The organism is Aeromonas sp. 2692-1, assembly GCF_013085505.1.
Taxonomy (GTDB): domain Bacteria; phylum Pseudomonadota; class Gammaproteobacteria; order Enterobacterales; family Aeromonadaceae; genus Aeromonas; species Aeromonas hydrophila.
Genome location: NZ_CP038513.1, coordinates 4,252,090 through 4,274,636 on the forward strand (window position 1 = coordinate 4,252,090; position 22,547 = coordinate 4,274,636).

Genomic DNA, 22,547 nt, shown 5'->3' on the forward strand with positions numbered 1-22,547 from the left:
CATGCATCATCATCTCAACACCCTCTATCAGGGTCAGTCTCTGAGCCGTGAAAGTACCCGCGACGCCTTCGGCCAGGTGGTACGTGGCGAAGTGGATCCCATAGTTCTCGCCAGTCTCTTGACCGCCCTCAAGATCAAGGGGGAGACCCCGGAGGAGATCGCCGGCGCCGCCGAGGCCCTGCTGGCGGAAGCGCGCGACTTCCCGCGTCCAGACTATGAGTTCTGCGATATCGTCGGCACCGGTGGCGATGGTCTCAACACCATCAACGTCTCCACCACCTCGGCGCTGGTCGCCGCCGCCTGCGGCCTGAAAGTGGCCAAGCACGGCAACCGCTCGGTCTCGAGCAAGTCGGGTTCGAGCGATCTGCTCGACAAGATGGGGATCAAGCTCGACATGAGCCCGGCGCAGGCACGCCGCTGCCTGGACGAGCTCGGCATCTGCTTCCTGTTCGCCCCCCAGTATCACGCCGGGGTGCGCCACGCCATGCCGGTGCGCCAAGCCCTCAAGACCCGCACCCTGTTCAACGTGCTGGGGCCGCTTATCAACCCAGCTCGCCCCACCTATCAGCTGATGGGGGTCTATGCACCCGAGCTGGTGCGCCCCATCGCCGAAACCCTGCTGGCACTGGGGCTGAAAACCGGTATGGTGGTGCACGGCGCCGGGCTGGATGAGATTGCCATCCACGGCCCGACCCAAGTAGCCCAGATCCGTGACGGCGAGATCCGCGAGTTTCTGTTAACCCCGGCTGACTTTGGCCTGGAGACCTACCCGGTCAGCGCCATTCAGGGCGGTGAGCCGGAAGAGAACCGCGCCATCACCGCCGCCATTCTGGAAGGGCGTGGTACCCCGGCCCACAACGCCGCCATCGCCGCCAACGTGGCCCCCCTGCTGCTGATGGCGGGCAAGGCGACCGATCTCAAGAGCGCGGCGGCCCAGGTGCTGGCGGTGCTGGCAAGCGGCAAGACGGCGGAGCTCGCAGCTCGCCTCGCCACCTTGAGCCATCAGGAGGCATGATGTCAGCCACGACTCTGCACAGCAGTCATTCAGAACGCCCAACCGGCAATAACCAGCTTCGCAAGGATAACGAGATGTCAGACCTTATTGCCCCCCATGCTTTTCTGAACATGGCCTCCATCAGCCAGACCATTCTCGGCAAAATCGTGGCGGCCAAGCAGGAGTGGGTTGCCGCCCGCAAGCAGGCCCAGCCGCTGGCGAGCTTCCAGAGCGCGCTGACCCCCAGCGATCGGGATTTCGTCGGGGCGCTCAAGGCGGGCTCCACCCGCTTTATTCTGGAGTGCAAGAAGGCCTCTCCCTCCAAGGGCTTGATCCGCGACGACTTCAGCCCGGAGGCCATCGCCGACATCTATGGCAAATACGCCACCGCCATCTCGGTGCTGACCGACGAGAAGTTCTTTCAGGGGGATTTCGCCTTCCTGCCGCGGGTTCGCAGCCGTGTTCAGCAGCCGGTGCTCTGCAAGGATTTCATGATTGACCCCTATCAGGTCTATCTGGCCCGCCACTATCAGGCGGACGCCATCCTGCTGATGCTCTCGGTGCTCACCGACGAGGGCTATCGCGCCCTGTTCGCGGTCGCCAAGGAGCTGGGCCTTGGCGTGCTCACCGAGGTGAGCAACGAGGAGGAGCTGACCCGCGCCATCGCCCTTGGTGCGCCGGTGATCGGTATCAACAACCGGGATCTGCGCGACCTGAGCGTGGATCTGAACCGCACCAAACAGCTGGCCAAAGACATTCCAAGCGATCGGGTAGTGATCAGCGAATCCGGCATCAACCACCGCGCCCAGGTGGCGGATCTGCGCCACCACGCCAAGGGCTTTCTGGTGGGCTCGTCCCTGATGGCCGAGCCGGATCTGGAGGCTGCGGTGCGCAAGCTGGTACTCGGCCAGAACAAGGTGTGTGGCCTGACCCGCGCCGAGGATGCCGCCGCCGCCCATCAGGCGGGCGCGGTATTCGGTGGCCTTATCTTTGTTTCCAAAAGCCCGCGCTATGTGGACATTCCCGCCGCCCGCGCCGTGATGGCGGGCGCACCGCTCTCCTATGTGGGAGTATTTCGCAACGCCCAGCCCGCCACCATCGTCAAGACGGTGGAGGCGCTGGGGCTCGCTGCGATGCAGCTGCATGGGGATGAAGATGCCGCCTATATCGAGGAACTGCGGCCGCTGCTGCCCGCTGGCTGCCAGATCTGGAAAGCCGTTGGAGTCACAAGTGGTGAGCCACTGCCTGCCCTCGACTATCCGGCCGATCGCCTGCTGCTGGATACCAAAGTAGGCAGCCAGAGCGGCGGCACCGGTCAGGCATTCGACTGGGCCATGCTGGCCAATCTCGATAAAGCCAAGCTGATGCTAGCGGGTGGCCTTAACCCCGACAACGCCCTGCAAGCCGCGCAAGTGGGCTGCCTCGGCCTTGATTTCAACTCCGGGGTAGAGAGTGCCCCGGGCCAGAAGGATACGCACAAGCTGACGGCCGCGTTTGCCGCCCTGCGCAACCTGTAACGCAACCCTTTTCGATGTTTCGATTTAGCTAATACAAGGAAGAAACCATGACCCTGCTCAACCCGTTTTTTGGTGAATTTGGCGGCATGTACGTGCCCCAGATCCTCATCCCCGCCCTGCTCCAGCTGGAGAAGGCCTTCGTCGATGCCAAGGATGATCCGGCCTTTATCGCCGAATTTCAGACCCTGCTGACCGAATATGCCGGTCGCCCGACCCCGCTCACCCTGACCCGCAATCTGACTAAGGGCACCAAGACCCGCCTCTATCTGAAGCGTGAAGATCTGCTGCACGGCGGCGCCCACAAGACCAACCAGGTACTGGGTCAGGCGCTGCTGGCCAAGCGGATGGGCAAGAAAGAGATCATCGCCGAGACCGGCGCCGGTCAGCATGGCGTCGCTACTGCGCTGGCCTGCGCCCTGCTCGGCCTCAAGTGCCGGGTCTACATGGGTGCTAAGGACTGCGAGCGCCAGAAGCCCAACGTCTTTCGTATGAAGCTGATGGGCGCTACCGTCATTCCGGTGCATTCGGGCTCCAGCACTCTGAAAGATGCCTGCAACGAGGCGCTGCGCGACTGGGCTGCCAACTACGAGTCGGCCCACTACCTGCTGGGTACCGCCGCCGGCCCGCACCCCTTCCCCACTATCGTGCGGGAGTTCCAGAAGATGATCGGCGAAGAGGCCAAGGCCCAGTGCTTCGAGAAAGAAGAGCGGCTGCCCGATGCGGTGATCGCCTGCGTCGGCGGCGGCTCGAATGCCATCGGCATGTTTGCCGACTTTATCGATGAGCCGTCGGTGCGCCTCATCGGCGTCGAGCCGGGTGGTCACGGTATCGAGAGTGGCGAGCACGGCGCGCCGCTCGGTCACGGCAGCAAGGGGGTCTTCTTTGGCATGCACTCCTACCTGATGCAGGACACCCAGGGCCAAATTCAGGAGTCCTACTCCGTCTCGGCGGGGCTCGACTTCCCCTCCGTCGGCCCGCAGCACGCCCACCTGGCCGCCATCGGCCGCGCCGAGTACCCCTCGGTGACCGACAAGGAGGCGCTGGACGCCTTCCAGGAGCTGGCCAAATCCGAAGGCATCATCCCGGCGCTGGAGTCCTCCCACGCGCTGGCCCATGCCCTCAAGATGGCCCGCAGTGAACCGGAAAAAGAGCAGGTGCTCATCGTCAACCTCTCCGGCCGTGGCGACAAAGATATCTTCACCGTTGCCGATATCTTGGAAACAGAAAGCTTTGAGAAAGAAGGAACCTGCAAATGAACCGTTACGCACAACTCTTCTCCCGTCTGGACGAAGCCAATCAGGGCGCTTTTGTGCCGTTCGTGATGCTGGGTGACCCCACTCCTGAATTGTCGCTGGCCATCGTCGATGCGCTGGTCGCAGGGGGCGCCGATGCCCTCGAACTCGGCATTCCCTTCTCCGATCCGGTGGCGGACGGCCCCACCATTCAGGGCGCCGCCCTGCGCGCCTTTGCCAGCCACACCACCCCGGACGACTGCTTCGAGCTGCTTGGCCGCATCCGCACCAAGTACCCGCAACTGCCCATTGGCCTCTTGGTCTACGCCAACCTGGTCTATGTGCGCAAAATTGACGGCTTCTACGAGAAGTGCCAGCAAGCGGGCGTGGATTCGGTGCTGGTCGCCGACGTGCCGGTACAGATGTGCGCCCCCTACAAGGCGGCCGCCGACAAGTTCGGCATCGACAGCATCTTTATCGCCCCGCCCAATGGCGACACCGAGACCCTGAAACAGGTGGCGGAGCTCGGCAATGGTTACACCTATCTGGTGAGCCGCGCCGGCGTGACCGGTGCCGAAACCAAGGCCGGCATGCCGGTGGAAGGTCTCATCAACACCCTGCGCGAGTTCAAGGCGCCCCCCGCCCTGCTCGGCTTTGGCATCAGCGAACCGGCTCAGGTGCGTGAAGCCATTGCCGCCGGCGCCGCCGGTGCCATCTCCGGCTCCGCCGTGGTGAAGATCATCGAGACCCACCACCAGAACCCGGAACATATGCTCACTCGTCTGAAAGAGTTTGTGGAAGGGATGAAGGCCGCGACAAACCGCTAAAGTCGGGTATGGGATCTGCTGTCTGTGGCCTTGATATGCCAGTTCGCATAACCACGCCATAACTATGAGAAAGGGAGCCTGAGCGGCTCCCTTTCTTTTTATCTCGCTTGTACCCCCGGCATGTTGCTCCACTCTCCCTCTGGGAGAGGGTTAGGGTGAGGGGCCTGACACATTGCCAGCCAAACCAGCGGCTCACCCAAAGCACAACCGATGACTAATTTATTGATCCAACACAGATTCCCGCCAAAACCCGCTTCTCAAAACTCCACCCTCGCCCTTAAGATAGCCAAACGACAATCCCTCTCTCGGGTGCGCACCATGGCTGCGATTGTTGCTATCTCGCAGGTTAACAGCAGCGGACTGGGGGCTGTCACTCAGGGGCGGTAGCGTGGTTTTTGTAGGTTGGCGCCGAGCGTAGCGAAGCCCAACATACGAAATAGTTAACTAATGTCTCAAGAGCACATAACGCAAATTATGACTGTCCCATTCCCCGACGATATAATAGCCAGAAGACATTTTATGAAATTTGCTGCACTTTCACTAATTATGCTCACTCTCCCTGCCGCCGCTATTGTCAAAGACCCGATCCTTGAGCACTGTTTAAAGGTTGGAGAATTGGCAGGTTCGATCACAAAGTCTCGTCACGATGGCGTTCCCATACGTGACGTTCTGGAAAGAGAGGAACCGAAATACCAGAATATGATTTTGGAGATCTACGAGTGGGATATCGCTAAAACTGATGAGGAAAAAAAACAATTTATCGAAAACGCGACTGGAAGCTGGATGAGAACATGCCTTAAGTACAATGAAAAAGACAAGTTTAAATAAAAACATGAGTTATTACGGATCCCCCCTCAAAAAGAACTTTTAAAGGATAGTGGGATTGGGACACTCACCGTTTTTTGTTATGTATCTAAACAAGGAGCAGCGTGGAGGTTGTTGTGTGGTTAAAGTCTATTTCTAAATAGATTATATGTTAAACGTTGGGCGTCACTTCGTTCAGCACCAACCTACGATTTTTAGCCCTATATACGAGGTGTAGTGATGCAAACGCATCACTGTCCTGACTTGTTCACGCAGGCGGGATTTAGCGGTGCTCTCCATAGCTGACTCCTAAACTGTTCTTTTACACCGTGGTAATGGTAGAGTAAAAAGAGGAGGTCAAGCGAATATATTCAAGTATCAGAGTAAGACTGGTAATATTTTTATTTAATTTTATTTCTCGTGGCAACTATCAGGGCAGAGCCGAGTTATACGGAAGGCTCTGCTATTGAATTAGTATCACCTTCGTTCTAATCGCCGTTAACTCTACGAAAGCATCGAGTTGGCAATGTCGAATAAAACCGTATTAGAAAGACGTTTAAAAGCAATAGAGAAATACGATAGAAATCGTAATGACCATGATGCTTTTTCACAAAGATTTATGAGTCATTCGAGGCCCTCAAGGGGATGCTCTATTCAGTTCATTAGCAAGGTAAAGATTGACAGTACAAAATTGAAACTGAGAGTTCCTAAACGAAGAGGGCTTTAAATCTGAAATCAATGAGGTAATCCAAAAACTTAAAGCGTGGGTCGATGAGCTTATTCAATCCCACAGTTAACAAGGACAGCTAGAGGGACAGCCAAACCGCGATGCGCTTTGTCTACCCCTGCTGGCGGCGTTAAGTGTATTTTTGAGTTCGGAGAAATATTAGAGAATGAACATATTGATTACACCTCCTGAGATGCACTTCGACAGGGGACTTGGTATATCAGCATGGCATTTCAGAGATGCAGCCAAGGTTCTGATTAACTCAGAAAATAATCGAGATCTTTTATCTCCCATAGGCTATTTACAACGTCATGCAATTGAACTTTATCTAAAGTCACTGATTTACATACTTCATAAAAAGTACAACATTTGTTTTGGGGATAATTTTAGTTTAGATAACCCTGCCATTTTAGTTAATGGGAAGTGGCGCCCCATGTCCAATACTCATAATTTAAATGACTTATATAGCTATTTTAAGTCTATCTATGAATCAAATTTTGAACGTCTTCCCAAAAGAACTGATTGGACATTGGAATCTAGCCTCGAAAATAAAATAAAACTAATAAGTGGTTACGATCCTAAAAGTACATATTTTCGCTACCCTCAAGCCACAAATGAAAATCAAGACCATAAAAAATCCACAGTTCAACCAATGGATATTGAATCTGCTCTTAAAAATGCACAATCAGGACAAGGTAAACCGATTAAATGTGCCATCCTCCTTGATGCTAATGACAATATAGTTAATAGTTTTGATTTGGCTCCTGAGGTACTTGAGGACGTTCGCTCGGCACTGTCGGATGCAATGGAATGTATTAATGATTTACACTGTGCTTTTCTCGGTGAATTGACAAAGTGGTCATAAAACACACTTAACAAACGCTTTAAGACGGATTCGAAATGCTCGGTGCTTTTGGTTTTATTTTGCTTTTTTGTTTACGGTGCAATAACTTAGTATCGTGGCTGTGGCTCACCACTTAAGCGGGCGTTAGGCATTTAGAGGAATTGAACATTAATGAATGGTTGTATGTTTTGTGGTAATTATCCAGATACAAAAGAGCATGTAATACCTCAGTGGATGCATCGTAAATATGATATTAAGCATTCAAAACTGAAAATCAGAAATGACTCTGAAGTTAAGTACATCAACGAGGTCTTGCCGGCTTGTAAGTCGTGTAATGGAATAAGATTCTCTCAAATAGAAGAGAGAATAAAAAATGGTGATGCAACAGAGCAAGAATTATTCGTCTGGGCTTTAAAAATTTATGTTGGCTTGAATTTAAAGGACTCACAATTCCCTGAAGATAGGAAAGATAAGTCAAAAGGCATGGTGTTAACTTATGAAGAGGTCTTTAAGGGGATAGAATTTGCAAGATCTATTTTAGCGAACTTTGGAAACCCAGGCTTTAGCCTTTATCCTGCTCCATTTGGTTCAGTTATCATTACTGATCTACCGGATTATATAGAGCCGTCATTTGCATTAAGCAGTATAGGTTATCCTTACAATATTATAACGATCATTATGAATGACAAGCAACTTTTAACTGTGATTTTAAATGATTTTGGATTGGTAAAAAGACAGATGCTAAATGATGATGGAAAACATCGAGAGCTTTTGGAACACTTCTTCAAAAGAAGTGTCAACACGGAGGAGCAATTTACTGCAAATAATTATGCGCAACAGGCTACATTCTATTATTCAAAGTTAAAAGCTCAGATGACGATTCCTAAAAGAGTGACAATTTCAAACAAGCGAGTCGCGGCAATGTCATTACCAAAAAAAGTGAAACCTTCAAAACTTACAAGTGAATTCATTGTTGCTGATTTGGCTGGAAAGTTGTTTAAAATAAATGTCTAACAATCTGTTTAAGTGTGATTTGCAATGCTTGGTGTTTTTACTATGCGAGGAAGGAAGAAATGAAACCTGATATTTCGCATGTCTATACAGTATTGCGCAACTGGGCAACAGCGGGAAAGGCAAGACCACAAACCTATACACAGTTGTCACACGACTACCACGCACTAACTGGCGAATGGTATGAGCCGCATGGAAACTGGGATGCGCCTCTTGGTGAGCTTAACAACTTATTGGCTCCTGTTGGTGCTCCGGCATTATCAGCTCTCGTTGTTCTGCAGGAAACAAAAGAGCCAGGTAATGGTTTTTGGGGCTGTGCGCCTAATGTTCCACATCGACCAAAGAAAGACATTGAGCGCCTTACTGAGTGGAGCCTCATCGTTGCGGCAATAGGAAAATATAAATGGCCCACCACGCTGCCATAGGGTCCACCCTATCCATCGAGAGCGCCAAATTGGAATGCCCACAGTTTTGAGCAAGACTTTACACACCCAGAGCACAAGAAATAGGTGTCCAAGTTTTTATTTTTTGCTCAGCCGCAATATAACGACAACCCTTTTCAATCCTGCCACTACCTCCCCTTCCCCGCCACCCCATCAACACCAGCATCAATACAACCCACGGCAGCCAGACCCAGTAGAGCTCGGAGAGGATCACCGCCTCACCTCGGGCGGTGAGATAGGCCTCCAGCTTGAAGGGGGCGACCCGGATCACCTGCCAGGGGGCGAAGAAACGCTTGTCACGCCACCACTAATTTTGGACACCCATCTTTCTGAGCCTGGCGTAGCATACGCCAACATTAAAAGGATGGGTGTCCCAGCTCTAATGGAGAAAAGAATGTCTTGGTGCAAATGAATTCCCCACGCCACGTTGTGTCACTAGAAATATAAACCATCGTCACCACACCTGACGTTGCAGGTAAAGCAATATGCCCGAAGAAATACAGCTGGCATTTACGCCAGACAATGTAAAACAGGTTTTGACATGGGGCGCCCATCCAGAAAGTGCACCTCACCATCATGAGTCCATTGCTCACTGGTGTGAGGCTTTCTGGAACAAATACGCTGATATAGATGCCCCCGCAGAGATTGATGCCGTGATGCCCATACTCGCGGAGGTAGAAACGAACTGGGATATCCACGTTGCGTTGAATAAAGAGTCTGCCTCCATGCCTGCTGAATGGTTTGTCGCATGGTTATCTCAACTACCGGAGTGACAAGGCAACTCCCCGTCAGGCCGGAATCGCAAAATAGCACGCTCGTGACAGAGTAGAGTGCCGGAAGAAAATGACCCATCGTTGAATCACACCAACTGGCATGGTTGATTAACGCAGTGAAAGGCTAGCGACAAGCGCCTGATCCTCCATATTTCGCATCCAATAAGTGAATCGCCCCATGATAAGAACACTTATCCAGCTTCTGTTGACACCGCTTCTGGCGGTTGCCTTCCTCTATCTTTGCAGCCTGCCGGAGGATCTCTATTTCGACCCGCCGCTCTGGAGCTATGTCGTCATGTTTCTTGTCACTCTGGCTGGCACCGCCTATGGCAGGATCAAGGCTTGGCGCACCTCCTGACCGACCTCATCACAGATTCTCAAGGCTGCGCAGACGCTGCCTTGAGCCCAGCGGGGCCATTGTCTACAATGGCGCACTTTGCATCCACAACAGGTAATGACCATGAGCGACAACAAACCGGCCCTGCCCGACCGCCTGGCGGCCAACCCGCGCAGCCCGCACCACGTGGCTGAGTGCTTCCAGCACGAGATCGGCATTCGCGTGAACGGCAAGGAGCGCACCAATGTCGAGGAGTACTGCATCAGCGAAGGTTGGGTGAAGATCCCCTCCCCCAAGGCCAAGGATCGCTACGGCAACCCCATGCTGATCACCGTCAAGGGCACCGTCGAGGCCTTCTACGCCTAAGCCGCCCTGACCGCGCGCCCAGCCGGGCCCGCTGCCATGCTGTTCAGAACACCGGCCTTGCGCCGGTGTTCTGCTTTGGGCCCTGCATCTTTGTGTCGATGGCGGGCAAGGAGTGTCGCAGCGGGTGCCGCTCTCTCTTGCATCGGGGCGGCGTCTCGGCAATTCTTGCCGCCCCTTGAACTGGCAAGATCTCATCCATGAACAAGCTGTTTGTCCTGCTGGCGCTGTTGACCCTGAGCACAGCGGCCCGCGCCGATATCCTTATCAATCCCCAGATCCTGGTGAACGGCCATAGCCAGGGTGGCGGGCGTATCCACGTCTGTACCCTGACCCCCTTCAACAGCGTCTATGCCGATGCGGGGCGCAGCGAATGGCTGGCGCGCCAGAAGGTGAGCCGCCGCTGCCAGCAGGGCCAAGGCAACAACAGCCTGTTCTGCGAGGCGGCCAAGGCAAGCTGCATCACCACCACACTCGATGAGAGCGACGATGCCAGCACCCTGCTGGTATTTGACGGTGCCCACCAGAGCGGCGACGCCCTGCGCATCGACCGGGATATTGCGGATCTCGGCCGCTACGGCTTTGCCAACCGCATCTCCTCCTTCACCGTGCCGGCTGGCTGGGTGGTGCGCTTCTTCGAGGAGACCGACTTTCGCGGTGGCTACTACACCCGCAAGGGCGGCGAGCAGGAGGCGACCGACTTCAACAATCGCATCCGCTCGGTGCGGATTCTGAGCCGCTAGCGCCTGGCCCCATCACGTCTTCGCCATAAAAAAACCTCTGCCTAGGCAGAGGTTTTTGCTTTTTGATGCTTACTGCCAGTTGGGGTCGGCCTCAACCTGCTTCATCAGGGCGGCCTGCATCTCCTTGTCCGGCTGACCGAGCCAGGTGTAGCGGGCAAACTTGGACGGGGTTTCGCGAGCGGCGTCGCTATCCGGCAGGTCGATCAGCACGCCCCACACCCGCTTGGCCTTGGCATCCACCAGCAGCTGCATGTAGTGGCTGGCGCAGTCGTGAGGTTTGCAGACCGAACCGCTCTGATACGGGGTGCCGGCCACGGCTTCGAGCGGGGAGCTGGTGCCGTTGCCGCTGCGCACCCACTTGGGCAGGTTCTTGATGCCCTGGGTCGCCTTGGCCCAGGGGGCCTTGAAGTCCGCCGACAGCAGCAGATCAGAGGTATAGGTGGCGGCGGCAAACGCCGGCGTGGCGCCAACCAGCAGCAGGGAGAGCGCCAATGCGCGAGAGAAACGGGTCATGGTGTGATTCCTTGTTATATGAATGCCTGAACGGGCACGGACTGGCCGCGCGCCATCACGCTAACGCCTGCGCCCGCCCCTGTCGAGTCCATGCCGTGCCGAGGCGTCAGTGGCTGGCGCCAGATGAACGACACCCCGCCGCGCCAGTGGCGAGACGGGGTGTGCATGGGGCAAGGGTCGCTTAGCCGAGGGAGGCGAACAGCCCCGCCAGGGTGGCGCTCATCAGGTTGGCCAGGGTCGCCGCCAGCACCGCCTTGAAGCCGAGGCTCGCCACGTCGTGGCGGCGCTCCGGCGCCATGGTGCCGATGGAGCCAAGCTGCACCGCAATGGAGCCCAGGTTGGCAAAACCGCACAGCGCGAAGGTGATGATGATCTGGGTATGGGCGCTGAGATCCTGCTTGATGTTGGCAAAGTCCAGGTAGGCGACGAACTCGTTCATGATCACCTTCTGGCCAATCAGGGATCCTGCCGCCATCATCTCGTCAGCCGGCACACCAATCAGCCAGGCCACCGGGGCAAACAGGTAGCCCAACAGCTGCTGCAGGGTAAGTGCGCTCCAGCCGAACCACTCGCCGACCATGGTGAGGCCGGCATTGATCATGGTGATGACGCTGACGAAGGCCAGCAAGATGGTGCCGATGGCCACGGCGATCTTCATGCCGTTCATGGCACCGCCCGCCAGGGCATCGATGGCGTTGCTGTAGTCGCTCTTGTCGAGGGTGATCTCGTCCTGCTCGCGCACCCGCTCCTGCTCGGGCACCAGGAGCTTCGCCATCAAGAGGCCCCCCGGCGCCGCCATAAAGGAGGCAGCGATAAGGTATTTCAGATCCACGCCAAGACCGGCGTAGCCGCCCAGCACAGAGCCGGCTACCGAGGCCATGCCGCAGGTCATCACCGCAAACAGCTCGGAGCGGGTCATGCCGGCCAGGAAGGGGCGAATAAGCAGCGGCGATTCACCCTGGGAGAGGAAGATGTTGCCGGTGGCCACCAGGGATTCGGCGCGGCTGGTGCCGAGCAGGCGGTGAATGCCGCCCCCCAGCACCCGGATCACCCACTGCATGATGCCGAAGTGATAGAGCACCGCAATCAGCGCGCTGATGAAGATCACCAGCGGCAGCACCCGCACGGCGAAGATGAAGCCGTTGCTGGCCAGATCGCCAAACACGAAGCGGATGCCGCTGTCGGCAAAGCCGAGCAGGGCCGAGACGCCGTTGCTCATGGCGCCGAGCATGATTTGACCGGGGGGGAAGTAGAGCACCAGGGCGGCAAAGCCGGTTTGCAGGGCGAGGGCCCCGAGCACGGTCCGCCAGCGGATGGCACGGCGGTTTTCACTGGCCAGCCAGGCGATAAACATCAGGGCCAGCATACCGACCAGACTCAATAACAGCGTCATCTTGCACCTATGAAGAGAGAAGTTTCATACGGCAAGTCTGCAGACAGGCATCGCAGGGAGCGGGCGGGAGAGGTGCCGACCCCGCGACACGCAGACCACAAACCTACAGGTTAGTGGCGGGTCCCATCCTGGGGTCATTCACATTCCGGGTGACAGCGAGTATCGGGTGACGCCAACCAGAACGCAGGGAGCCGCGCGCCGGGTGGCAGGTCGGGCGGCGATGGTACAGTGATCGCCGTCACAGAAAAAGCGGTAAAACGATTGGCAACGTCAACTTTTTCACGGCCAAGGTCCCTTTCGCCGAAAACGCGGCAGGATTGCGCTACAACTGAGTCATTTCACAGGAAAACCACACCTCGCTCCCCCCGAATAGGGCAAACACTGCCCCCTTCCCCGGATAACCGAAGCGGTTCACGTTTTTTCACGCCACGACGCGTGTATAGACTCTAGTGGATTGATCACTGGGAATGGTTAGGGAATAAGTGGGATCTTGAGGGAATAGATGGGATCGAGAAACCAGAAGAGACGCGGCCTGTAGAGCGATCAAAACTCTGCAGGCCGTTTTCGTTGGTGCGGATCCACAAAATGATCAAAGGATCCGAAAGCGGCGAAAAATCGCGATTGAATTGATCAATGTCGATTTGAGAACGCGCCGTTTAAACCGGCTTTAAATCTGCTTCATCACTCTCCAACGTCGTGGGAGATATGGACGACCTGTCCGATCACTTCGAAGGTATGCTGCTCGTCCTTCGGTACCTCGATCGGCTGGTAGTGTTTGTTGTCGCTCAAGAGCAGCCAGGCGCTGGGCAGCACCTGCAGGCGCTTGACCCAGAGCTGGTCATCGTTACGCACCACGTAGATATGGCCATCCACCGGCCGCGTTCGGCCAAGATGCACCACCAGGGTATCGTTGTTGCTGATGGTGGGCTCCATGCTGTCGCCCTTGCTCCAGACGATCGCCAGCTCCTTCTCTGCGAAGCCGCGCCATTTAAGCCATTTGCGACGAAATGCCAGATGCCTGCATGGTGCCTCATCTGCCTGGGCCAATGCGCCATGCCCTGCTGATACCTGCACTCTGTATCCTGGAATCAAGGCAAACTCCTCCATGAAAGAGGAGTAGCCCATAGCATGTTCGTTGACGCCGGTCAGCGTGATCTTGGGCTGTTCGTATGGCGAGCTGGACGGTGCTTGGTGCTCAACCTGGACGCCACCAGGAAACAACCCAGTTTTTTCTAATTCTTCAATAACATACGGAGGAAGTATCGATGCGTGATACTCAAAAGCCTTCGTGCCTGACCGTTTGCGTTTAACCCCTTCCTTGCCCGCGCTCAAGCGCTCCAGCTCATCTCTTGCTCTTCTGTCCGTTGTTGGCATCCCATCAAGCCCGGCCACTTCGGACGCAATAACCCATGGCGTCCGTTTCCACATGTGAGATTCGGACGCAGCGTCCGTTTCATGTTCGCAAGCGTCCGTTTTACCTAACTTATTGTTTTCCATCCTATTAACCTGTTTTAGTGATGTCGTTGGCAAATGCCTAAACGGACGATCAAAAAATAAATTCGTCCGTTTGTATTGCTCTTTCGTCCGAATCGTCTCTATACTCTCGTTAACTTAGTCAGTTAACCAAGTTGAGTTACTAAGATGAGTAATTGCAGAGTGTCGCAGAAACGGACGGAAAATGGGAGTGATTGGCATCGTGCGGATGTAGTCGCCGCCTTGAAAAAGGTAGGGATGTCAGTTTCTCAATTGTCACGCGATGCAGGGCTTTCCAGTTCTACATTGCAGAACACCTTTCGGGCCCCATGGCCAAAAGGTGAGCGCATCATCGCTGATGCCCTTGGGCTTGCCCCAGAAGATATATGGCCTAGCCGCTATCAACCCCTTTTGAAGAAAGCAAGCTGAGGGGGCTGATATGGAATGGGTCACCGCAAATGAAATCGCTGGTGTGGCAGGAATGCCAACATCAGAAAGACGCTCCAGAGATCAACTGAATCGACTGGTAGAGCTTTCTCCAGAGAAGGCCCGCCAGCGCGAAGGGAGCAAGGCCACCGAATACCACATCAGCATATTGCCACCCACCGTCCAAGCCGCCCTGCTGCGCAAGGCCGGCAAGGTGGTGGTCGGTGGCATGACTCTGGATCTGCCAAAGCCACAAGCTCCGCGCTACTGCAAAGAGCAGCTGTGGGCCAACTGGAAGAAGGCCAACGACAAGGCCCACGCCAAGGCCATGGCCCGTGCTGCTGCCGTTAAGGCGGTGCATGCGCTGGTTGCCAGTGGCAGCACCTTGATGCAGGCCTACCAGCATATTTCTGATGAGTTCGACATCGCGCTGCCGACCCTGCGCCGCTATTGCGCAATGGTCAAAGGCTTCGACGACAGCGACTGGCTTGCCGTACTGGTACCCAAGCAGCAACAAGCGGCTACTGAAACCCGCGCCACCCGTCTGGCCCCCGTCAGCGATCAAGCCTGGGAGTTCTTCAAAGCCGATTACCTGCGCCGTGAACGGCCGAACGCCGCCAGCTGCTATGAGCGGGTGAAGCTGGCTGCCCGCGACAATGACTGGGTGGTGCCGAGCCTCGACAGCCTGATGCGCCGCATGGATATGGAAGTTCCCCACGCCCAGCAGGTGATGCTGCGCGAAGGTGAGCATGCACTGATGCAGCTATACCCGCCGCAGGAACGCACCATCGAAGGGCTGGATGCCATGGAGTGGATCAACGGCGACGGCTACCTGCACAACGTCTTCGTGAAGTGGTTCAACGGCGAAGTGATCCGCCCCAAGACCTGGTTCTGGCAAGACATCTACAGCCGCAAGATCGTGGGCTGGCGCACTGATATCAGCGAGAACACCGACAGCATCCGCCTGTCCCTGATGGACGTATGCAGCCAATACGGCATCCCGCGCGAGATCACCATCGATAACACCCGCGCCGCCGCCAATAAATGGATGACCGGTGGTGTGCCGAACCGCTACCGCTTCAAGGTCAAATCGGATGAGCCCATGGGCATGATCCCCATGCTTGGCATCAAGCTGCACTGGTCCAGCGTGCTGCTGGGCAAGGGGCACGGTCAGGCCAAGCCGATCGAACGTGCCTTTGGTGTGGGTGGGCTGGACGAAATCATCGACAAGCACCCTGCGCTGGCAGGTTGCTATACCGGCCCCAACCCCATGGCCAAGCCAGACAATTATGGTGAACGGGCGGTGGATGCCGAGGAGTTCCTGCGCGTCGTGGCCGAAGGCGTGGCCATCTACAACGGCAAGCTGGGTCGCCAGACCGAAGCCTGCCGGGGCGTGATGAGCTTTGATCAGGCCTTCGAGCAGAGCTATGCCCAGGCCACCATTCGCAAGGCCAGCAGCGAACAGCTCACCATGCTGCTGCTGCAGGCAGAGGCAACCCGCGTCAGCCAGCACGGCACCATCCGGCTCGAAGCCGGCGGCGCCATCGCCAACCGCAGCAACCGTTATTACCACGCCGATCTGGCCGAGTACGCCGGGCAGAAAGTGGTGGCACGGTTCGACCCGCAGCGCCTGCATGAAGCAGTGATCGTCACCACCCTCAACGGCCTGCACATCTGCGAAGCGGAGTGCCTGGAAAAAGTGGCCTTTGGCGATACCCAGCAAGCCCGCGAGCACAAGCGCAAACGCACCCAGCACACCAAGGCCGTCAAGGCTGCCGCGCTGGCCCAGCAAAGCATGTCTGCGATGGAGGCCGCCGCCCTGCTGCCCAGCGTCAGCGACGAACCGGCTCCCGAGACCAAGGTGGTCGAAATGGTGCGCCCCGTTTCCCTCGGCAATGCCGCGCTCGCAGTCCAGCCAGCGCCGGCCATGGCCACCCAACAACAGTCAGAAGCTGCACCAGTCATCGACTACGAGGCCCGCTATCAAGCGAGCGTCGCGAAGATGGCCGAACAGATGAAGAAAAACAGCCTTTAACCGGCATTTAACCAAGAAAAAAGCGGCCTTGTGGGGCCGCCTGAAAGGAGTAGTTCAACATGTCAAACGTAGTCACTCTCGAACAAAACAGCAACCAGGAAGTGGTGGCAAGGGTCAAGGCGCTGCTGGAGCAGAGCGTGGTGACCCAGGCTCAGATCGCCAAAGAGATCGGCGTCTCCGGCTCGACCGTCAACCAGCTGCTGAACGGCAACTACAAGGCCGACCCGACTGCCATGCTGCAGAAGCTGGCCAACTGGCTGACCGCCCGTGAACAGCGGGCCGATGCCCCCCGCGATCCCGGCTTTGTGATGACCGAAACAGCCAAGCAGATCATCGCAGACATGACCTACGCCCAGATGACCCAGAGCATCGTCATTAACCACGGCGCCTCTGGCGTGGGCAAGACGACTGCCCTGCGCCACTTCCAGCGCAACAACAACAACGTCTGGATGGTTACCGCCAGCCCGACCCGCAGCACCCTGACCGAATGCCTCTACGAGCTGGCCATGGAGCTGGGGATGGAGAACGCCCCGCGCCAGCGTGGCTCCCTGGCCCGCGCCCTGCGCCGCCGCCTGCTCTCCACCAAAGGCCTGATCGTGGTGGATGAAGCGGACCACCTTGGCCGCGACGTGCTCGAAGAGCTGCGCATCCTGGTGGAAGAGGTGGAGGTGGGCATGGTGCTGGTCGGCAACAGCCGGGTGTACACCCAGCTGACCGGCGGCCACCGCTCCGAAGATTTCGCCCGCCTTTACTCCCGCGTCGCCAAAAAACGCGCCCTGACCAAGGCCAAGAAGGCTGACGTGATGGCGGTGGCCGATGCCTGGAACGTGACCGGCGATGCCGAACGCGCCCTGCTGCTGCAGATCAGCGAGCGCCCCGGCGCCCTGCGTCTGGTTAGCAAGGTGCTCAAGCTGGCGGTGATGTACTCCGGCGGCGAACCGCTCAACGAGCAGGTACTGCGGGTGGCCTTCAACGAGCTGGAGGGAGAGTGATGAACGCCAAGCCGCAACCAGACACCTGCTATGTCGTCGTCAACAACTGGACCCACATCCACCTGCTGAGCGGCCGCTATGGGGTGATGGTGGATAGCAACAACGGTGAGGTGACCATGCAAGACAACACCGGCCGTCAGGAGATTTTTGAGCAAGACCGGCTGCACCTCACCTGGGCGCCGCTGAACCGTGATTCACAAGGAGAGAACGCATGAACATTCGCACCAATAGCCTCGGCGTCATCGCCCAGCGTGTCATCGCCACCCTGCGCAAGAATGGCTGCCAAGTGTTGGCAGTGAAGGCAGCCCAGGTACGCCCGATGATCGAGATCGCTTACCCCACCGACGAGCTGAAACAGGGGGCTATCGAGCTGAACGAGCAGGTCAACGGTCTGCGCCGCCGCGCCTACGCCGCCCGCCTCGGCGGCTGCATCATCCACTGGCATGACGAGCCGAGCCGTGACGACTTCGAACTGACCGGCAACATGACCGCCGTCGAGTACCTGCACCACCGTGCCGCCGGTTTCCCCGCTTAATAGGAGCAAACAGCAATGACTATCGCCACTGAGAACAAGACCGACAACCTGCGCAAGAACGCCCTGGGCCACTTCGTGCCAGAGTCCCTGATCGCCCCGCTCGACCTGCTTCGCGATGATCTGGTGACTCGCCTGTGCACCGACGCGCACGAAGAGAAGCTGCGCCTGCTGGCCCGCAAGGCCAGTATCGCCCAGGAGATCGAGGCCTTCATGGATCTGTCGGCCGCCGAGTACGGAGTGCAGTACGGCGGCACCAAGGGCAACGTCACCCTCACCAGTTTTGATGGCCGCTTCCAGGTGGTGCGGGCTATTGGCGAACACCGCAAGTTCGACGAGCGCCTGCAGACCGCCAAGACCCTGATCGACGGCTGTATCGTCCGCTGGAGCGAGGGCAGCAGCAACGAGATCCGCGCCCTGGTGGATCACGCCTTCCGCGTCAACAAGGGCGGCCATGTAGACGTCAACCAGGTGCTCTCACTGCGCAAGCTGGACATTAAGGGTGCCGAGTGGAAGGAGGCCATGCAGGCCATTGCCGACGCCATCACCGTGGTGGGCAAGGCCGAGTACATCCGGTTCTACGAGAAGACCGGTACCGGGGCCTACAAGGCCATCGTCATCGACTGGTCGAAGCTGTGAGGCCCGCCATGAAGAACCTGACCCCCGAAGTGATCAAGCAGTTGGCGCTGGCTCAGCTGTTGGCTGACCAGAGCGAAGACCAGGGCACCGAGTTTGAAGATGGCTCCTATGAGCAAGGCGTGCGGGATGCCATGGGTTGGATGTGCGGGCTGCTCGACAACCCGCCCTACAACCCAGACGAGTGGCCCGTCACCGAACAAGAACTGGCCATCATGACCGAAGGCCTTGGGCTTGTCGGGCAGACCGAAGTGGATCGGTATGCTGCATGTAAACACTGCCTTGGCACTCGCGTTGAGTTTGGTGTCAATGGCCACCGCCCATGTGGTTTTTGTAGTGGAGTTTGAAACCCGCTATGGCCCGCTGTACGTCACCCGCCACGCCATCGAGCGCTGGGTGCAACGTACCGGCCGCAGCGAACTGGAGATGCTGGGCGCCCTGTCACGGGCTTGGCGCCCAAGCAAACGCCAGCTGCGGCGGATCCGGCAGCGCGAGGCGGGATGGAGCCCGCGCCGGATCCTCGAATGTGACGATGCCTACTTCATCTTGAAGAACGGCTCCATCGTCACCGTGTACGACAAGCATCAATGTCAAACAACCCGATTTGAACAGGAGTTACACCATGGCTAATGCAGTGTTGAAGGGAGACGAGATCGCCCGCAATCCTAACGGTTATCTGGCGCTGGCCACCCGCGCCGCCGAGTTCGAGCGCGAGGGGCGTTATATCACCGCCCTGGATCTGTGGGTGATGGCAAAGAAGGCGGCCAAGAACATCACCAACCAGCACTGGGCCCAGTCCCGCGTCGACCTGTGCATGACCTGCATCCACCGTTTCGGCAAGCGGGAGGCGTGATGAGCATCAGCAAGGAGCAGTGGAAAGCGATCGAGGCAGAACTGCAGGGGGCATGGGTGCACATGCTCTTCGATCTCAACGGCCACAAAATCAGCGTAACCCGCGAGCGCAAGACCGAAAGCACTACCGTGCTGGCCGTCTATATCGATGGCGCTATCAAAGGAACATGGATGAAGGTGCTCGAAGATATCGACCCTGCAGACGAGTTTATGAACAAGGTGGTCAAGCAGGTTTTCTGCCACAAGTTCCACAAGCGCTATGGCAAGAAAGATCTGGAGAACTACGCCAAGGCTAAGCGGCAGTGTGGTGCCAAGTTTGCCAATGAACTGTATGGCAAGGATCCGGAAAAGCAGGGAACTACCTACCTGTTCCCCGCCTTCGGCAGCAGCACGGCGCTGGTGCGCCAGTTCAAGAAGATCGAGGGGTTGGAGCTGGTCAGCGAGCTGAAAGAGGGGGCCGCATGAACGGTGAAGCCGCCTTCTGGATCCTGGTCAATGTGATGGCCCTGTTCTATGGGGCCTTTGTAGCCGGTCTGTTCACCGGCCTGTTCATGGTCAACTGAGGTACCCGATATGTCGAACGTGAAATACCTGCTCAATACCAGCGTGGACGATGGCAAAAGCACCCTGGAATGCCAGCTGCGCAGCAATCCGCAACAGGCGCTGATCGATGCACAACTGGCCATCGACTTCATCAACCAGTACGGCCAAGCCGCGAAGCACCGCTCCCGCCTGGCCATGCTGACCACCATCGTCAACAAGGCGCGTAAGTGCCTGGCTAAACAAGGGGCCTGAAATGGCAGACCAGAAGAACTACATCATCAGCACCATCAAGGATATCGCGGTCAAAATCCCGGCTGAAAAGCTCGATGCATTCTTCATCGATCTGCGGGCAGCCATTGGCCAGCAGCAAGCAGTGATGAATACCACGGCCGCTCTTCTTGGTGAAGAAGGCCGCCAGCAGATGATCGATGCATTGCGTGAAGAGATGGTCTGGATTGATGACGGTAAAGCCGAGGTCACTTCAACCATCACCCTGAACAAGACGCCGATCGCCAGCGTCACTGTCGATTACTCGGCGCCAGGACAATAAGCGAAACGGGGGGGCTTCCCCCGTCTGCCCAGCGTGGTGGCTGGGCACTGATGAGCAGCCGACCGGGCCCGGTCATAACCCACTCACGATACGCGAGGACGCTATGACCCGAAATGTGCTGAACAACCTGTTAAACCGGCTCTATGGCGAGATGGCCATCGCGCTGGAATGGAAAGAGAAGCTGGTGCTGCAGCGCCGGTTTACTGCCCTGTCACGGGGCGCAAGGAAGTACCACGCCAACGACATTGCCGGTGATGCCCTGCGCGGCGCCGAGCAGTTGCTGGCAGAGCTGGAGGCCGATCGCCTGCAGTGGGATGGCAAGGGGGCCGTATGCACGGTGAATACACGCCACTGATGAAGCTTGGTGCACTGGCCAAGCGACTGGCCTCTGGCAAGGCGAGGCTGGACCCCGAGATGGGGCTGGAAAAGCTCTGCAGCGGTTGCAACGAATACTGGCCGCAAGATACCGCCTTCTGGTCAGTGTGGAACCACGTCTACTCACTAGACGGCCTGCAGCACTACTGCAAAGCCTGTGAAGCGGAGAAAGCCGCGCAGCGCAAACAGAGGAAAGCCGCATGAACGGTGAGTACCAGCGCCGAATGATGAACTACGTCAAGGCCAATCATCCCTGCTACCCAAGGCGCAAGCATGCAGGAATGGATGATCAAGAGCTGGCCGAACTTGAACAGCAGGCCGATGCCAACGCCATGGCATGGCTGGACGAATGGATGCCCAGGTGGCGTGAAGGAAACCCACCTACTACCAACCAGATTTACGTGACCATCACGAAAAAAGATGAGGAAGAAGACGATGACCAGTAAGACCCACTGCAAAATGAGCGAAACCCGGCTGGCCAGCATGAAGTGCGAGATCATGGAGGTGCCATTGTGGCAGCACATGAGCGCCGAAGAGTTGGCTACCGAGTTGGGCTACTCCAGTCGTTATCTGTATGGGGCGATTGCTACCCTGCGCGCCCGTGGCGAACTGGCCGCTGCCAGCCCGGTTACCCTGCTCAAGATCCGCCGGTACCACAAGCTGAATACCTTGCTGGCCAACGAACATGGCAATCACCACATCGACAACCTGGTGCGCCAGATCTATGGCACCGAGAGCAGCTCACCGGAGAAGCACCGCCGCAACCGCCTGCGCGAACTGATCAACGAATGCAAGAAAGCCGGATTTTCCGTGCCACATGAAAAGCGGATCCACAACCGGCCTCTGAAAGCAGTGCGCCCGATGAGCTTTATCCCGTTCGCGCAGGTCAATCGCGAGCATCTGGCGCATTTCATCTACCTCTGCAAATTGAATGGGGGCCGCCATGCAGCCTGATGCCAAGCGCCTGCTGAAGCTGGTGCAAGTCGGCCGCCGCGAGCTGGGGCTGGATGAAGAGGAATATCGCGCCCTGCTAGAGCAGGTCACCGGTGTCCGCTCTGCCAAGGGCATGAGCGCCAGCAAGTTGGACGCCGTCATCACCGCCATGAAGGGGCTGGGGTTCAAGGTCAAGGGGAGCGACAAGGTGACCGGGCGTCGCTCTCCGCCCAGTTCGGCTAAGGTGCAGGCGCCGGAGGTGCGCAAGCTGCGGGCCATCTGGATCACCATGAAGCAGGACGGCCTGCTGCACGACGGTTCTGAGGATGCCCTGGGCAGCTTTATCCGCCGCATGACCGCCAGCGCCAACGGCGGCGTTGGCATCAGCCGGGCGGAGTGGCTTACCTCGGCGCAGGCCGAGCGGGTGCTGGAGGCGTTGAAGAAGTGGCATATTCGCCTGATGAAAGATGCCATCCTAGCCCGTGGCGAATCGGTACCGGATACCCTGAGCCACCGGCAAGATGCCATGCCTGGGTATGACCTGATCCGCGATGCCTATGAGAACCCCGGCCAGCGGCCGCCGAGGATAATGGTGATCGATGGCAGCAAGCCAGTGAGCGAGATACACAACAAGGCCCCGTAAGGGGCCTTTGAATTGGTGGGCCAGATCCAGTGCGTT

Annotated in this window: 32 protein-coding genes, 1 other RNA gene and 1 pseudogene; 30 read left to right on the forward strand and 4 right to left on the reverse strand. The window is 57.2% G+C overall.

Features of this window, described 5'->3' with window-relative positions; translation table 11 throughout:
• Nucleotide 1: 1 nt before the first annotated feature.
• The 8 genes from trpD (at nucleotide 2) to E5E97_RS19730 (ending at nucleotide 8,381) form a co-directional block, all read left to right on the forward strand.
• Entirely contained in the window at nucleotides 2-1,015 is a 1,014-nt protein-coding gene (trpD, locus tag E5E97_RS19695; protein WP_171280840.1) for an anthranilate phosphoribosyltransferase, read from the forward strand.
• Entirely contained in the window at nucleotides 1,015-2,511 is a 1,497-nt protein-coding gene (gene trpCF / locus E5E97_RS19700) for a bifunctional indole-3-glycerol-phosphate synthase TrpC/phosphoribosylanthranilate isomerase TrpF (protein ID WP_171280841.1), read from the forward strand. Before trpD ends, trpCF begins: the two co-directional genes overlap by 1 nt.
• A 47-nt stretch (nucleotides 2,512-2,558) precedes the next feature.
• Entirely contained in the window at nucleotides 2,559-3,767 is a 1,209-nt protein-coding gene (gene trpB, locus E5E97_RS19705) for a tryptophan synthase subunit beta (protein ID WP_171280842.1), read from the forward strand.
• Nucleotides 3,764-4,570 carry a tryptophan synthase subunit alpha gene (gene trpA, locus E5E97_RS19710; RefSeq protein WP_171280843.1) on the forward strand — a complete coding sequence of 269 codons (807 nt, stop codon included), beginning with the start codon at nucleotides 3,764-3,766 and terminating at the stop codon, nucleotides 4,568-4,570. Before trpB ends, trpA begins: the two co-directional genes overlap by 4 nt.
• Nucleotides 4,571-5,089: 519 nt before the next feature.
• A complete protein-coding gene (locus E5E97_RS19715) occupies nucleotides 5,090-5,398 on the forward strand; it encodes a hypothetical protein (RefSeq protein WP_133164095.1) in 309 nt (102 codons plus the stop codon).
• Nucleotides 5,399-6,267: 869 nt separating this feature from the next.
• On the forward strand, nucleotides 6,268-6,966 hold the full coding sequence (locus E5E97_RS19720; protein ID WP_171280844.1) for a hypothetical protein: 699 nt from the start codon (nucleotides 6,268-6,270) through the stop codon (nucleotides 6,964-6,966).
• A 162-nt stretch (nucleotides 6,967-7,128) separates the two neighbouring features.
• On the forward strand, nucleotides 7,129-7,959 hold the full coding sequence (locus tag E5E97_RS19725) for a hypothetical protein (RefSeq protein WP_171280845.1): 831 nt from the start codon (nucleotides 7,129-7,131) through the stop codon (nucleotides 7,957-7,959).
• Between the two features lie 59 nt (nucleotides 7,960-8,018).
• Complete coding sequence (locus tag E5E97_RS19730; protein ID WP_171280846.1) at nucleotides 8,019-8,381, forward strand: hypothetical protein; 363 nt, start codon at nucleotides 8,019-8,021, stop codon at nucleotides 8,379-8,381.
• Nucleotides 8,382-8,541: 160 nt separating this feature from the next.
• Here the strand turns inward: E5E97_RS19730 and E5E97_RS23610 are convergent.
• Nucleotides 8,542-8,703, reverse strand: a pseudogene (locus E5E97_RS23610) (metal-dependent hydrolase); the annotation flags it as partial.
• A gap of 181 nt (nucleotides 8,704-8,884) precedes the next feature.
• On the opposite strand from E5E97_RS23610, the gene E5E97_RS19735 reads away from it, so the two are divergent.
• The 4 genes from E5E97_RS19735 (at nucleotide 8,885) to E5E97_RS19750 (ending at nucleotide 10,615) form a co-directional block, all read left to right on the forward strand.
• A complete protein-coding gene (locus tag E5E97_RS19735) occupies nucleotides 8,885-9,172 on the forward strand; it encodes a hypothetical protein (protein WP_171280847.1) in 288 nt (95 codons plus the stop codon).
• Between the two features lie 178 nt (nucleotides 9,173-9,350).
• The gene (locus E5E97_RS19740) at nucleotides 9,351-9,530 is read left to right on the forward strand and encodes a hypothetical protein (protein ID WP_171280848.1); all 180 of its coding nucleotides are present in this window, start codon (nucleotides 9,351-9,353) and stop codon (nucleotides 9,528-9,530) included.
• A 102-nt stretch (nucleotides 9,531-9,632) separates the two neighbouring features.
• Nucleotides 9,633-9,875 (forward strand): DUF3297 family protein, encoded by a 243-nt coding sequence (locus tag E5E97_RS19745; RefSeq protein ID WP_005302916.1) that lies wholly within the window; start codon nucleotides 9,633-9,635, stop codon nucleotides 9,873-9,875.
• A gap of 197 nt (nucleotides 9,876-10,072) precedes the next feature.
• Nucleotides 10,073-10,615 carry a beta/gamma crystallin-related protein gene (locus tag E5E97_RS19750; protein ID WP_171280849.1) on the forward strand — a complete coding sequence of 181 codons (543 nt, stop codon included), beginning with the start codon at nucleotides 10,073-10,075 and terminating at the stop codon, nucleotides 10,613-10,615.
• A gap of 69 nt (nucleotides 10,616-10,684) precedes the next feature.
• On the opposite strand, the gene E5E97_RS19755 is transcribed toward E5E97_RS19750, so the two are convergent.
• The 3 genes from E5E97_RS19755 to E5E97_RS19765 form a co-directional block, all read right to left on the reverse strand.
• Nucleotides 10,685-11,128, reverse strand: coding sequence for an inhibitor of vertebrate lysozyme family protein (locus tag E5E97_RS19755; protein WP_171280850.1), 444 nt, complete (start codon nucleotides 11,126-11,128; stop codon nucleotides 10,685-10,687).
• Nucleotides 11,129-11,309: 181 nt separating this feature from the next.
• Entirely contained in the window at nucleotides 11,310-12,521 is a 1,212-nt protein-coding gene (locus E5E97_RS19760; protein ID WP_171280851.1) for a NupC/NupG family nucleoside CNT transporter, read from the reverse strand.
• A gap of 681 nt (nucleotides 12,522-13,202) precedes the next feature.
• A complete protein-coding gene (locus E5E97_RS19765) occupies nucleotides 13,203-14,018 on the reverse strand; it encodes a S24 family peptidase (protein ID WP_216368126.1) in 816 nt (271 codons plus the stop codon).
• A 144-nt stretch (nucleotides 14,019-14,162) separates the two neighbouring features.
• Between E5E97_RS19765 and E5E97_RS19770 the strand changes: the two genes are divergently transcribed.
• From E5E97_RS19770 to E5E97_RS19855, 18 genes are all read left to right on the forward strand, one after another.
• A complete protein-coding gene (locus E5E97_RS19770) occupies nucleotides 14,163-14,423 on the forward strand; it encodes a helix-turn-helix transcriptional regulator (protein WP_080602740.1) in 261 nt (86 codons plus the stop codon).
• Nucleotides 14,424-14,475: 52 nt separating this feature from the next.
• Complete coding sequence (locus E5E97_RS19775) at nucleotides 14,476-16,455, forward strand: transposase domain-containing protein (protein WP_253265113.1); 1,980 nt, start codon at nucleotides 14,476-14,478, stop codon at nucleotides 16,453-16,455.
• Nucleotides 16,456-16,514: 59 nt separating this feature from the next.
• A complete protein-coding gene (locus E5E97_RS19780) occupies nucleotides 16,515-17,447 on the forward strand; it encodes an AAA family ATPase (protein ID WP_171280853.1) in 933 nt (310 codons plus the stop codon).
• On the forward strand, nucleotides 17,447-17,662 hold the full coding sequence (locus E5E97_RS19785) for a hypothetical protein (RefSeq protein WP_171280854.1): 216 nt from the start codon (nucleotides 17,447-17,449) through the stop codon (nucleotides 17,660-17,662). The genes E5E97_RS19780 and E5E97_RS19785 overlap by 1 nt, the downstream gene beginning before the upstream one ends.
• On the forward strand, nucleotides 17,659-17,982 hold the full coding sequence (locus E5E97_RS19790; protein WP_005301790.1) for a hypothetical protein: 324 nt from the start codon (nucleotides 17,659-17,661) through the stop codon (nucleotides 17,980-17,982). The genes E5E97_RS19785 and E5E97_RS19790 overlap by 4 nt, the downstream gene beginning before the upstream one ends.
• Before the next feature lie 15 nt (nucleotides 17,983-17,997).
• Nucleotides 17,998-18,618 carry a DUF3164 family protein gene (locus E5E97_RS19795; protein ID WP_171280855.1) on the forward strand — a complete coding sequence of 207 codons (621 nt, stop codon included), beginning with the start codon at nucleotides 17,998-18,000 and terminating at the stop codon, nucleotides 18,616-18,618.
• Between the two features lie 8 nt (nucleotides 18,619-18,626).
• Entirely contained in the window at nucleotides 18,627-18,962 is a 336-nt protein-coding gene (locus E5E97_RS19800) for a hypothetical protein (RefSeq protein WP_171280856.1), read from the forward strand.
• Nucleotides 18,952-19,245 carry a hypothetical protein gene (locus E5E97_RS19805; protein ID WP_171280857.1) on the forward strand — a complete coding sequence of 98 codons (294 nt, stop codon included), beginning with the start codon at nucleotides 18,952-18,954 and terminating at the stop codon, nucleotides 19,243-19,245. Before E5E97_RS19800 ends, E5E97_RS19805 begins: the two co-directional genes overlap by 11 nt.
• Nucleotides 19,238-19,468, forward strand: coding sequence for an ANR family transcriptional regulator (locus E5E97_RS19810; RefSeq protein WP_171280858.1), 231 nt, complete (start codon nucleotides 19,238-19,240; stop codon nucleotides 19,466-19,468). The genes E5E97_RS19805 and E5E97_RS19810 overlap by 8 nt, the downstream gene beginning before the upstream one ends.
• Nucleotides 19,468-19,932, forward strand: a complete 465-nt coding sequence (locus tag E5E97_RS19815; RefSeq protein WP_171280859.1) for a hypothetical protein — start codon at nucleotides 19,468-19,470, stop codon at nucleotides 19,930-19,932. The genes E5E97_RS19810 and E5E97_RS19815 overlap by 1 nt, the downstream gene beginning before the upstream one ends.
• A gap of 108 nt (nucleotides 19,933-20,040) precedes the next feature.
• Nucleotides 20,041-20,262 (forward strand): hypothetical protein, encoded by a 222-nt coding sequence (locus tag E5E97_RS19820; protein ID WP_171280860.1) that lies wholly within the window; start codon nucleotides 20,041-20,043, stop codon nucleotides 20,260-20,262.
• Nucleotide 20,263: 1 nt separating this feature from the next.
• A complete protein-coding gene (locus E5E97_RS19825) occupies nucleotides 20,264-20,560 on the forward strand; it encodes a hypothetical protein (RefSeq protein ID WP_171280861.1) in 297 nt (98 codons plus the stop codon).
• Nucleotides 20,559-20,624, forward strand: an RNA gene (locus tag E5E97_RS19830) — hammerhead ribozyme type II. Before E5E97_RS19825 ends, E5E97_RS19830 begins: the two co-directional genes overlap by 2 nt.
• A gap of 39 nt (nucleotides 20,625-20,663) precedes the next feature.
• The gene (locus tag E5E97_RS19835; RefSeq protein WP_017410079.1) at nucleotides 20,664-20,915 is read left to right on the forward strand and encodes a hypothetical protein; all 252 of its coding nucleotides are present in this window, start codon (nucleotides 20,664-20,666) and stop codon (nucleotides 20,913-20,915) included.
• A complete protein-coding gene (locus E5E97_RS19840) occupies nucleotides 20,891-21,139 on the forward strand; it encodes a hypothetical protein (protein ID WP_171280862.1) in 249 nt (82 codons plus the stop codon). Before E5E97_RS19835 ends, E5E97_RS19840 begins: the two co-directional genes overlap by 25 nt.
• Nucleotides 21,136-21,381 carry a hypothetical protein gene (locus E5E97_RS19845; protein WP_171280863.1) on the forward strand — a complete coding sequence of 82 codons (246 nt, stop codon included), beginning with the start codon at nucleotides 21,136-21,138 and terminating at the stop codon, nucleotides 21,379-21,381. The genes E5E97_RS19840 and E5E97_RS19845 overlap by 4 nt, the downstream gene beginning before the upstream one ends.
• Nucleotides 21,371-21,889 (forward strand): hypothetical protein, encoded by a 519-nt coding sequence (locus tag E5E97_RS19850; RefSeq protein ID WP_171280864.1) that lies wholly within the window; start codon nucleotides 21,371-21,373, stop codon nucleotides 21,887-21,889. Before E5E97_RS19845 ends, E5E97_RS19850 begins: the two co-directional genes overlap by 11 nt.
• Nucleotides 21,879-22,511 (forward strand): gp16 family protein, encoded by a 633-nt coding sequence (locus E5E97_RS19855; protein ID WP_171280865.1) that lies wholly within the window; start codon nucleotides 21,879-21,881, stop codon nucleotides 22,509-22,511. Before E5E97_RS19850 ends, E5E97_RS19855 begins: the two co-directional genes overlap by 11 nt.
• The last annotated feature ends 36 nt before the right edge of the window (nucleotides 22,512-22,547 follow it).